This is a genomic window from Thermoplasmata archaeon, assembly GCA_038874435.1.
GTDB lineage: Archaea > Thermoplasmatota > Thermoplasmata > Lutacidiplasmatales > SKW197 > SKW197.
In genome coordinates this window covers 114,035-125,334 of sequence record JAVZCK010000003.1, presented here as the reverse complement: position 1 = coordinate 125,334, position 11,300 = coordinate 114,035, and the positions used below count along the sequence as shown (strand labels likewise).

Here is an 11,300-nt window from a genome sequence, read left to right as displayed (position 1 = left end):
TTTTCGGGCGTTTATTCTGTGATTATCGGTGTGGTCACAAATTTTCCGTCCCTCAGTATCAGAGCCTTGTAACCATGATGAACTTTTGTATGTCTCATCTTTACAATTCTGATGCGCAGCGAGACATCACTCTCTCCCAATGATGTGAACTTAAGCTGAATGATACCATCTGCAAGATAGTCCTCTCGATAAAGGCCGAACGCACTTTCTTCACTCACTGCTTCACAAATGAGCAGCACAGTAACACCCAGTTCTCTGAGAAAACCAAAGAAGTGGAAAAGTTCGTTTCTCGGATTTGTAAAGGCAACAAGGGAATAAAGCGCTGTGAGTGAGTCAATTGCCACAATTTCAAAGTGCTCATCTCTTACCCTTCTGAAAATATATTCCTTTAAAATTTTTAGCCAGTCTCTTGCCTCATCTGCTTCCTGATGTTCCAGGCGCAGCTTTGCAACATCCACTATAAACAGCTTTCTTTCATCAAGAGGTGTGAGACCCAGATTCTCCATTGTAGCCACTAAACTTTCTTTGCTCTCTTCAACTGAAATATAGAGGGATTTCATATTGTTGTGGAGTGCGTTCTGAAACATCACATTCAGCACAAGTGAAGATTTCATAGTACCTGGAGTACCAGTTATCAGTATTATGTGTCCCTTGGGAAACCCTCCATTTAAGTCCTCATCTAGCCCTTCCACGAAGGTTTTTATTCTGTCCAAACCATCACCTATGCACTTCCATATGCACATCCTAAATATATAGATTATGGAGACCTTGCTCTTTTTCCTCAATAAAGAAAAACAAAAAAGTTTTGGAAGGGTCTTCCGAAAAATGGAAAAGATTTACTGCAGGCGATGCCTTCTGTCAGCAATAAGTCCCACACACACGAAAACACAGAGCACGATGAGGATTGCACCGCTCTCAAAGACACCACCCACACTGATGAAGTGGGGTGTTGCGGCATTTCCGTGAGTTGCTGCATTTCCAGCAAGGTCTGTCGCGTCTATGTAGTAATCGACTGTCATCTTAAATCAACCCCTTCTCCCTCAAACTCGTAAATCCATTTCCAAGAACAATGTGGTCCAGCAATGTGAGGTTCAGCAGCAGGCACCCCTCCTTTATTCTTCTCGTGAGCTTCAAATCTTCCTCGCTTGGCTCTGTCTCGCCGGAGGGATGGTTGTGAGCAATGATTACGCCTGTTGCTTTCAGCAACAATGCCTTCGAAAAAATTTCTCTCGGCTCTACAATTGACATGTTGGAAATACCCACGCTCGTTGTCTCCGCCTTAACAATTCTGTTCTTGCCATTTAGAAAAATTGTGATGAAATTCTCCTTTGTGTCATCTACGATGTATCTCCTAGCAACTCTGGCTGCTTCTGATGCACTCTGAATCTGTTCAGGCACATACTGCATCTCCTCGGACAACCTTCGTGCAAGCTCAAATGCAGCCGCGATAATGCAGCCCGCAGTGAGACCAACACCAAATCTTGATGCAATTTCCTGGGCAGAGAGTTTTGAGAGTTCCAGTACCGTAGTTTCTGCCAGCATTTTTTTAGCGAGGTCCAGTGCACTTCCCTGCTTGTTTCCCGTTCTTATCAGAATTGCGAGCAACTCCGTGTTGCTCAGCTTGTTCGTGCCAAACATCAGTAATCTTTCTCTTGGCCTCTCTGCCGGAGGCATGTCCTTGATTTTCACAGACCACATGATTCACATTACCTCAACCCTGAATTTAAAAGCAATCCCTACATGTAGGCCTGAAAAAACTATCTCCTCTTTTTATAGGCGACAACCACAAGCACCAGAAGCGGAATACAGAGGCAAACTAAGGAAACTATTGCAAGCTGAAGTGAAATATCCGCTAGAAAACCACAGAGCGGTGAAAGTGGTATCAAAATAGCCGTATAAATCACGCTAATGTAGCTGAGCATCACACCTCGCTTCTCAGAAGGTACCTCTAAGTTCACATAATAAACCATCAAAGGCATTGTAAGACCAGTAGTAAATCCAACCATAATCACACCAGTCACAGCTAGAAGCCCAGGCACAACCACCATCACCACTACGCTCAAGAGAGGAAGAAGGCCAACTAGAACCAGGATCTGTTTACCCATTGCCTTTTCCAATTTGTACATCGTAAAAGACGCAAATGCACCCACGAAAGTAAATATAAGGTAAATCAAACCAATCTGATCCACCGTAAATCCAATAAAATACATAAATGGTTGCTTTAATATAATAAAAACACCATCAAATGCAGCATACACGCCCCCAATGAGGAGTAAAATGTAGAGCTTTCTGTTATTTCTCAGAATTTTAATACTTTGCATTAAATTTTCAATCACATTTTCTTTTCTATGAATTGTAGAAGAGCAGGGAAGTTGAAAAGGTAGGATTGCCGAGAATAGAATTATTATCCCACTAAGCAAAATTGGAAACTGAAGAGAAAAGTGATTTCCAAGGTAACCTCCCAATATTGCACCTACTCCAATTGCTACCTCCGAAATTGCCCATCCATACCCATAAACCTTTGTAAATTTATTCTGTTCACCAACTGTATACATGTAATCAAAGAGCCAGGCAGCATCGCCGACATTCTTCATTGCCACACCTGCAGCCCAGAGCACATAAGAGAACACCACGATCCAAAATGAAAACGGAAACGAAAAAACAATAATTGCAACTCCTACAAGAAGCGAACTAATTGCCATTATGTAAATTCTCGGATACTTATCGGATAACAGCCCTGCAGGAATCTGAAACACAAACAATGCTAGCCAGTAAATTGCATCTATAATTCCAATCTCCACCATCGTAAAATTATGGTTAAGAAGAAAAATAATCCATATCGGTGAGAACATGAAAAGATAACTAAAAAATGTATAACTATAGTAAATAAAGTTTATATTGTTTGTTTTATCCAAAATCTCAGCTTCCGAATTTTTCCGAACGTGCAGTTAGCTGAAGCAGCAATGGCAACAAATTCTTTCCAAGAATTGTGCCCAATCCTCCTCTTGCACAACTAATCTCGTCGAACGCTCTCACACTGTCTTTCCGAACACCCTCTCCACAGATTGCGAGAGGCACAGCATCTCCAGTGTGGTCTTTAACACTTACTGGTGTCGTGTGGTCTGCAGTTAGGGCGATTACATAGTTCTGGTTTGCATTCTTCAGTATGTAATCGAGGGCGGCATCAATCCTTTCAATCACTTTTACTTTCTCTTTAGCGTTGCCATCATGTCCACAAATGTCAGGGGCTTTAATGTTGACAAACACAAGGTCATAGGCGTCCAGTGCCTTCACCACCGCTTCTGCCTTTGCCATCATGTCCGTATCCAGACCTCCTGTAGCCCCTTTCACATCTATAATATCAAGACCAGCAACTCTGCACACTCCTTTCACAAGTGCAATTCCAGTTATTGCAGCCCCTTTTATGTGGTACAGTTCTCCCACTTTTGGTATGTGAGGCACAATTCCTGCACCCCTTGGCAACACGATGTTAGCTGGGGGCAAACCCTTCGCAATTCTCTCTTTGTTCACAGGATGCTCTTTTAAAATTCTATAGCTCTCATTCACAAACTTGTTTACCACTCTTGCAGTAAGTTCTGCTTCTGGCTTCAGGGCCTTCACCTCACTTACCTTCTTGTTTTCTCCATGTGGGTCTGCATCCGTAATGTAGGGACTCAAGCCATCGCCTCGCAAAACCAGAACAGCCCGATGCTCTATTGACTCCTTGAATAGCACTTTCACACCCTCTATTTCCATGCCATCCAGTGCTCTTGCAATTTCGTTAGTCCTCTCCTTGATTCTACCTGCTCTCCTATCTTTAACAACTAAGTTCTCATCAACTGTTGAGAAATTGCATCTGAAGGCAACATCGCCACCCCTGACTTCAAGCCCGACACCAGCTGCCTCATATGGGCCCCTGCCAGTGTAAAGTTTATAAGGGTCGTATCCCAGAATTGCAAGATGAGAAGTATCGCTGCCAGCTCTCACACCAACATCAATCGGATACATCATCCCGCAGATTCCGCTACTCGCAAGTTTATTAATTGCTGGTCTCTTCGCTACCTGGAGGGGGGTTTTCCCTTTGAACTCTTTCACTGGCCTGTCTCCAAGCCCATCGCAAATTACAATCAGCATCTTTCCTAAATCAGCCACAGTATCACCACCGCAATTATTATCGTGCACCCGATAGAGAGAAGATTATTTGTGCCTTTTGTTAGCAACCTCTTGTTCTCAAGCACTGCACCAAACAAACTGTCAAGCTGGCACCCTAAGAAACCCAATCCTGAAATCAAAAGTAGATTAAGCAAGTTGAACTCTATTTCACCGAACAAAGCAAGGAAACCAAGCCCCACAACAGATACAAACAAGCTTCCATTAAACGCCCAGAGTTCACCAAGCAAAGAAATACCTCCATTTGTGCCCTGCTTCACCCGCTTAAAATTTGTTATTAGGTAAACCCTGTCAGAAAGCACTCCAATTTCGCTTGCAAGTGTGTCTGAAGCAGCGACAGCCAGGGCGGTGAGATACATGAACACAATGGCTTCGCGTATTTCTGGTAAGCCGAATGAATAGGCAACCCCAAGAAACATCGGGACAACGCCATTTGCAAGCACATTCCTCCAGCTCCGCTCTCCCCTTTTTCCCTCCTGAACACCCAGTTTTTTCTTGGTCTCAAATTTGAACTTTGTTGCGCCGAAACTGGCAATGAGGAAGAGTAGAAGCAGGGCAAGCCAAGGAATGCTCGCAATACCAATTGGAAAACCCACAAGGAACGCAGTGATCGTGCCCTCAAAATCCAGCACATGCTTCCAGTATGCAATTACTCCGATAATAAAGCATAGCAAAGCACTAAGTAGAACATTCTCAAGTGCCATATTTCTACCTTTTTCCCCATCTTAAATTTTATTTTTTCACATTTTTGTTTTTGGAAATTCATGTCCACACTTAGGACATTTCACATATCCGCAATCCCCAAATGTTGCAGATGCACAACCCTTGCAGGCAAAACTTCTACCGTAACTTGTGTCAAACTTGAAACCACATTTGGGGCAGGTGACCAGCATTTAGACGCCCCCTACACTCCCGCAAACTCAAGGGCATTCTTACATTCGCATGAGCGTTGCTCTGGTGTGGCGGGCACACATACTGAGAGAATCTTCTTTATGCTGGCTATGTTTTTCTGCATCGTGGAAATAATCTCATGGGCATCCACTGGCTTCTCAGCCCAGACATCATAATCAGTAATCTGGCATAAACTTGCATAGCAGATCTCAAGCTCTCTGGCAAGCTGGGCTTCTGGCACAAGCGTCATACCAATGATGTCTGCAAAGTTCTTGAACATCTTGCTCTCTGCCCTGGTGGAAAATCTAGGACCTTCTATGCAAACATAAGTTCCCGCTTGATGAACCTTTATTCCAAGCTTTTCCGCTGTGCTCCAGAGCAGTTTGCGAAGTTCACCGCAGAATGGGTCTGCCATCGAGATGTGGTAGGTTCTGCCACCATCGTAAAATGAGTAATCTCGCTTCTTTGTGAAATCTATGAACTGGTCTGGAACAACAAGATGACCTGGCTCCATTTCCATCTTCAGTGAGCCAACTGTTTGGATGGAATAAATTCTCTCCACACCAACGGACTTCAACGCCCAGATGTTTGCTCTGTAATTCACTTTGTGGGCTGGTATCACATGCCCCTTTCCATGCCTTGCAAGAAACGCTACCCTTACATTTTCTATTTTTCCAATCTCTACATTTGATGAGGGCGCTCCATATGGTGTTGAGATTTTCAGTGTTTCCTCTGGTGTGAAAAGACCAGAATCGTAGAGGCCTGAACCACCAATCACGCCAATTTTTGCCTTTATCTGTTCCATAGATGCAGGGAACAGGTTGGGGGATTTTAGGTTTTCTATTGACATCTCCCACATTGGTATAGACCTGTTTTCTTTCGTTGACACTGGGTCTTCGCTCCATTGCACCCTATTCTACTTACAGAATGTTCAGCAAAGTTTATAATCTGATGTTTAATACAGTGTTCAAATGGTGTTTAAGGCCTATCTGCCTGATGGCAGAATCGTCTGTTCTTCGTGCAAATCGGAAGTAAAACAGAAAGATAACCGGTGTGAGGTCTGTCTCTCTCTGCTGGAAGTGGAAAAGGAAGGCATTGAATGCCCCTACTGCGGAAAAGTAGTCGATAGATACGCTACAATATGTGAGTACTGCGGCAAGGTGTTGCGGGAGACTAGAACCAAAGACAGCACAGCAGTAGATGAAGAATTTCTTCTGAAATTGCTTGACCTCGGAAAAAAAGTGGAAAAAGAGACCCCAGAAGACATTGAGGAACGCACTAAGGCACTGGAAGTGATAAAGGCAGTTGCTGGCGTTGTGGACGAAACTACCCAGCATGCGGAAAAGGTGGAAAAACCGCGTGACACAAAGCTAGAAGTTGAAAAAGAACTAGAAAAAGAGCAGGAAGTTGAAGTGAAGTCAATAGTGATTCCTGATGAATTAAGAAAACAATTTTCGAAAATTCTTGAAACAGACATTGCGAAGTTGAAGGAAAAGATAGACACACTGCCTCAGGGAACTCTGAAAGACGCACTGGCTACATTCATAGAAACAATTTCTTCTGTAGCTGAGACAAAGATAGGTGGTCAGATTGAAAAGGATAAATTTCTAGTTGAAATCGTATCCCTCCTGAATGAAAACATAGAATGTATAAATAGCGTTATCGACCAGTATCTCGATTTTACAAAAATGCAAACTGCTATGGAAGAGACAATTTCTAAGGCGACGCAAACCTCAGGAGGCAAAATCTCCAAGAAGGACTGGCTTGCAGCTCAGAAACAGGTGCAGGCAGAACTTTTTAAGGTGAAAAAAGAGCTGGACGAGGAAACTGAGAAACGGGTAAAGAAGGCAACAAAGAAGGCAGAAGAGGAGATTGAAAAACTGAAGAGCCAGATTGCTGAACTCACCACTGAAAATGAAAAACTGAAGAAAATGGCAGTTACTGACGAAGAAATTGAAGAACTTCGCACGATGCTTAAGACCTTAGATGACCTCTTAGGAGAATTGCCAGATAACAAAATTGAAGAGTTTGCAAAATCTGAAAAATTCAAATTGTATGAAAAAATTCTGGATAAATATAAAGTAGGAGAGGATTGAAGATGGGTTTGAGAGATAAAGCCAAGGAAAAACTAGCTGAGATTTCGGAGGGAAAAACCACAAGCCAGCAGGAAATGCAAAAAATCCCAACGCCTCCTCAGATGCCCTCTCAGACACAGATATCACAACTAGTGGCACAAAAAGATACCTCTGAGATGGATAAGCAGAGAATGATTATTGTGAAGATTAAACAGGAACTGGAGGCAAGGAGAAAAGAGCTGATTGCCAAGGAGGAAGAGCTTTTAAATAAGGAGAAAGAAATCGCAAACAAAAGCAACGAGATTGAAGCGAAAAGTGCTGAGCTGAGAAAGCTCCATGAGGAGATAGAGAGAAAAAGGAGAGAAATTGAAGAGGAACTGGCAGTAAAGACAAAAGAGGTAGGTGAAAAAGAAGAGAAGATCCTGGCGATGGAGCAAGAGCTAATTGAAAAAGTGAAGAAATTGGAGGAAAAAGAGAAAGCCATTGCTCAACTTGAGGAAAATCTCAGGACAAGAATGGTGGAAGTTGCAAAAATGGAGGAGAAAACCGTTGCCGCAATTGGTGAAATTGTAACTGAGCTTTCTGATCTTGGAATCACAAGGGAGGCTTTTGAGAACCTTATGAACACATCAGAAGCGGAGACAAAAAGACTGCTGATTGTTCTTGATGAATTGCTGGGTGAATTGCCAGATGAGACGATTGAAAAGTTTGCCAAATCACCAGATTACCGACTGTATGAAAAGGTACTGAAGATGTATGGAATTTAACTCCTTTAACAGGTGGAAATAATGGGGCTCAGAGATAAAGCAAGGGCAAAACTCGAAGAAGAGACAAAACCTGAAGAAGAGGTTACAAAAGGCCTCATAAAGAGTACTCAGTCTCCAGAGGTTGAATCAGAGAAAAAAGAGCAGAAGGTAGAGATGGGACTCTCGCCGATTGCTAAGTTAAAGGAGGAGATTGTTGAAAGAGAAAAGAAGGTAAGTGAGAAAGAAAAAACACTGGAAGAAAAAGAGAAAGAGATTGCGAAGAAGGAAAAAGAGATTGCTTCGAAAGAAGTGGAACTGGAAAATGAGAAAGAACGTGTGCAAAAAGTGGAGAAAACCCTAGCCGAGAAAGAAAAAGAAATTGAGTTGGAAAAGGCAAAAATTGAGGAAGAGAAAAAGAGGCTCAGTGAAAAAGAAACGGAGGTGAATGCTAAGCTAGGAGAATACGAAAATCTTTTGAGAGAAATCGAGGAGCAAAAGAAAGAAGTGGAGAGAGCAAAAACAGAAATTGATAGAGGTAGAGAGGAACTGAAGAAAGAAAAAGAGAGAGTTGAAAGTGAAAAAGAAAAAATTGAGAGAGAGCGAAAGGAACTGGACGAAATGAGAAGAGAAAGTGCCAATCTAATCGAAATGGAAAAGGAATTAAAGAAGCGGGAGGCAGATGTAGAAAAGGCATGGGCGGAGATTTCAAATGCAAGGAAAGAAATAGAGACAAAACAACGAAGTTTTCATACTCGTGAGAAGGAACTTAGCGAGGCATTTCGAGGAATCAAGGAGAAGGAGAGAAACCTAAGAGATGCAGAACTTAAGATTGAGAAACTGAACGAGGAGTACAATCGAAAACTGGAAGAGTTAAAGAAGCGAGAAAACTTGCTGGAACGCAAAGAACGTGAGGTGGAAATTGCAAAGGGAGAATTGGAGAACGCTTATGGAAAACTGGAGGAGGAAAAACGCAGGATAAAAGAAATGCAGGAAAAAATTGAGGAAGAAAGAAAATATCTGGATGCGGAAAAAGAGGAAATTGGAATTGAAAAAGCTAGGTTAGGCAAGTTGGAATCTGAGCTGAAGAAAAGGGAGGAAGAGTTGAAGGAGAAGGAGATAAAGGTTGAAAAAGAGAGGAGCAAGTGGGAAGAAAGAGAAAAAGAACTGGACACAAGGGAAAGAAAAATTGAGGAGATGGAAAAAGAGGTAGGGAGGGAAAAAAGAGAACTGGATTTGAAGATTAAGGCATTTGAAAGCGAAGCAGAAGAAGTGACGCAGAAAATGAGGGGACTTGAAGAGCGAGAGAGAAATCTGAAAAATCTAGAAAGTAAGATTGGAATGGAGAAAGATGAAGTTAATCGTGTCTGGAGAAACATAGAACGGGAAACTGCACGGCTTGAAGCAGAAGATAGAAGATTGAGAGAACTTTCTGAACGTTTAGACAAGGATAAAAGTGAAATAGAGAAATTGAAACGAGAGCTTGAGATGAAGGATGCGGACATAAGCGCAAAATTGAAAGCTATTTCATCAAAGGAAAACGAAATTAAGGGGCTTGAAAGAAGATATGCCGAAGAAATGGAAAAGTTAACAGCAAAGACCTCAATGCTTGATGCTCTCCAGATTGAGTTGAAACGGAAGGAGGAGGAGTTGCACAGGAAAGAACTGCAGTTGGACAGAGAAGCTGAGAATGTAGTTAGCGCCCTCAACGAGATAGAAGCAAAAAAGAAAGAACTGGCTAAAGAAGCAGAAAAAATTCACGAAAAAGAACTCGAACTCCAGGAAATTGAAAATCAACTGGCATCAGAAAGAAAGAAGTATAACGAGCTTCTCCAACGTGAAAAAATTCTTGAGGAGGAATTTGAGAAAAAAGAGGCAGAGCTTGATGAGATAAAACAGGCAGCTATTGCTCTGATGAAGTATGCAAAAACAATGGAACAGCGGAGAAATGAGGAAATTCTCACAAAAATACGGGAGGAAAAAGAACTTCTAGCCAAAGAAAAGGAAGAACTTGAAAATGACTTGCGGAAACGGGCTAAGGAGCTAGAAGCAAGGGAAAACCAGATTAGAAATCTGGAGAGAGAACTTGATGTGAAAAGAAAAGAGGTGGCGGAAAAAGATGAGAAGCTTGAGGAACTACGAGCAAAAGTGCTCTCTGAAAAGGCGGAGCTGGCTGAGGTATGGAAGAGGTTGCAGGAGGAGATGCAGAAACTTGCTGATGCAGATGCAGAGATTAAGAAGAGAGTTGACGAAGCCCTAAGAAAGGAGAAAAATGAACTGGCTAAGAAGGAGAGGGAGCTCACAAAGAAGGAGGAAGAACTTGCAGAAAAAGAGGAGCAACTGGAAAAGGAGATAAAGAAAAAAATAGCGGAGGAAATGGAGAGTTTGAAGGAACGGGAAAAACAGATTGAGCTTCTTGAAATGAAGTTGAAGAAGCAGGAAAAGGAGGGAATGGCTTCTGTTGAAGCGATGCTACGGTCTGAACGAGAAAAAATTGCGAAGCGGGAAAAGGAACTGGAGGAAGCGAGTGCTCAATTGACTAACAGGGAAAAGGAACTTGAAAAAATTGAAAAGGAGATTAAACAGCGGGAAAAGCAGATTGCAAAGCGAGAGGCAGAAGTAGAGGCAATGATAGAAGATGTGAAGAGAAAAGAGAAGATGCTAGAAGAAAGGAGAGAATATGTGGAGAAGATGAAAAAGAGCATCGAGGAATTGCTTAAGTAGGACAGGGGAGATGGTGGAAACATGAAAGTCACTGTAAAATATTTTGCGGGGTTGCGAGATATTGCTGGAAAGGAAAACGAAAAAATTGAAGTAAAGGAAAAAATAAGGATTAGAGAACTTCTGGGTATAATTTACAAAAAGTACCCTGACATGAAACAGGCGGAGATAATTGTGGCTAAAAATAGAGCTTATGCTGATGAGAATGAGGTAGTAGAAGAGGGTGACGAAATTGCCCTTCTACCTCCAGTCAGTGGTGGTTGAATGGCAATTGTCAAGGTGAGTATCGGTAGAAAAAAATTTTCTCTGGAAAGGATTTTATCAAATGTGCCAGAAACAAGTGGTGCTTGTGTTGTATTCATTGGGGTGGTCAGGGGAAGAGACGACGGAAAAAAGGTGGACAAACTGGAGTACACTGCCTACGACAAAATGGCACGAAAGGAATTAAAGGAAATTTGCAATGCAGTCGCCAAAGAACAAAAAGTTGACGCGATCTATATCCATCACAGAATTGGAACCCTTAAACCAGGTGAACCTACACTCTATATAGTTGTCTTTGCTCCACATAGAAGTGAAGGGTTCGCAGCCTGCAGAGATGTGCTGGAATTAGTGAAACAGAAAGTTCCCATATGGAAAAAAGAGTTTGTTGAGGGCAAAAGCAAGTGGAAGTAATGCCTAAAATCGATAGGAAAGGTTAAAT

At 42.2% G+C, this 11,300-nt stretch carries 13 protein-coding genes; 5 read left to right on the top strand and 8 right to left on the bottom strand.

Going from position 1 to position 11,300, the window contains the following annotated elements:
- Positions 1–11: 11 nt before the first annotated feature.
- From QXD64_02180 to QXD64_02145, 8 genes are all read right to left on the bottom strand, one after another.
- Positions 12–713 carry an ATPase domain-containing protein gene (locus QXD64_02180; protein MEM3396123.1) on the bottom strand — a complete coding sequence of 234 codons (702 nt, stop codon included), beginning with the start codon at positions 711–713 and terminating at the stop codon, positions 12–14.
- 123 nt (positions 714–836) lie between these two features.
- Positions 837–1,019, bottom strand: a complete 183-nt coding sequence (locus QXD64_02175; GenBank protein ID MEM3396122.1) for a hypothetical protein — start codon at positions 1,017–1,019, stop codon at positions 837–839.
- Position 1,020: 1 nt separating this feature from the next.
- The gene (radC, locus tag QXD64_02170) at positions 1,021–1,698 is read right to left on the bottom strand and encodes a DNA repair protein RadC (GenBank protein ID MEM3396121.1); all 678 of its coding nucleotides are present in this window, start codon (positions 1,696–1,698) and stop codon (positions 1,021–1,023) included.
- 59 nt (positions 1,699–1,757) lie between these two features.
- Positions 1,758–2,915: an MFS transporter gene (locus tag QXD64_02165; protein ID MEM3396120.1), complete on the bottom strand. Its 1,158-nt coding sequence runs from the start codon at positions 2,913–2,915 to the stop codon at positions 1,758–1,760.
- 4 nt (positions 2,916–2,919) lie between these two features.
- Positions 2,920–4,134, bottom strand: coding sequence for a 2,3-bisphosphoglycerate-independent phosphoglycerate mutase (locus tag QXD64_02160; protein ID MEM3396119.1), 1,215 nt, complete (start codon positions 4,132–4,134; stop codon positions 2,920–2,922).
- A 5-nt stretch (positions 4,135–4,139) separates the two neighbouring features.
- Positions 4,140–4,874 carry a DUF92 domain-containing protein gene (locus QXD64_02155; GenBank protein ID MEM3396118.1) on the bottom strand — a complete coding sequence of 245 codons (735 nt, stop codon included), beginning with the start codon at positions 4,872–4,874 and terminating at the stop codon, positions 4,140–4,142.
- A gap of 36 nt (positions 4,875–4,910) precedes the next feature.
- Entirely contained in the window at positions 4,911–5,063 is a 153-nt protein-coding gene (locus QXD64_02150) for a hypothetical protein (GenBank protein MEM3396117.1), read from the bottom strand.
- 11 nt (positions 5,064–5,074) lie between these two features.
- A complete protein-coding gene (locus tag QXD64_02145; protein ID MEM3396116.1) occupies positions 5,075–5,866 on the bottom strand; it encodes an S-methyl-5'-thioadenosine phosphorylase in 792 nt (263 codons plus the stop codon).
- 166 nt (positions 5,867–6,032) lie between these two features.
- Here QXD64_02145 and QXD64_02140 point away from each other — a divergent pair, with 166 nt between their 5' ends.
- Genes QXD64_02140 through QXD64_02120 form a run of 5 tightly spaced genes read left to right on the top strand, consistent with a single transcriptional unit; the run spans position 6,033 to position 11,272 of the window.
- Entirely contained in the window at positions 6,033–7,157 is a 1,125-nt protein-coding gene (locus tag QXD64_02140; GenBank protein MEM3396115.1) for a zinc ribbon domain-containing protein, read from the top strand.
- A gap of 2 nt (positions 7,158–7,159) precedes the next feature.
- Positions 7,160–7,903 carry a hypothetical protein gene (locus QXD64_02135; protein MEM3396114.1) on the top strand — a complete coding sequence of 248 codons (744 nt, stop codon included), beginning with the start codon at positions 7,160–7,162 and terminating at the stop codon, positions 7,901–7,903.
- Positions 7,904–7,924: 21 nt separating this feature from the next.
- The gene (locus QXD64_02130; protein ID MEM3396113.1) at positions 7,925–10,603 is read left to right on the top strand and encodes a hypothetical protein; all 2,679 of its coding nucleotides are present in this window, start codon (positions 7,925–7,927) and stop codon (positions 10,601–10,603) included.
- A gap of 21 nt (positions 10,604–10,624) precedes the next feature.
- On the top strand, positions 10,625–10,864 hold the full coding sequence (gene moaD / locus QXD64_02125) for a molybdopterin converting factor subunit 1 (protein ID MEM3396112.1): 240 nt from the start codon (positions 10,625–10,627) through the stop codon (positions 10,862–10,864).
- The gene (locus tag QXD64_02120; GenBank protein MEM3396111.1) at positions 10,865–11,272 is read left to right on the top strand and encodes a molybdenum cofactor biosynthesis protein MoaE; all 408 of its coding nucleotides are present in this window, start codon (positions 10,865–10,867) and stop codon (positions 11,270–11,272) included. It abuts the gene before it with no gap.
- Positions 11,273–11,300 lie beyond the last annotated feature (28 nt).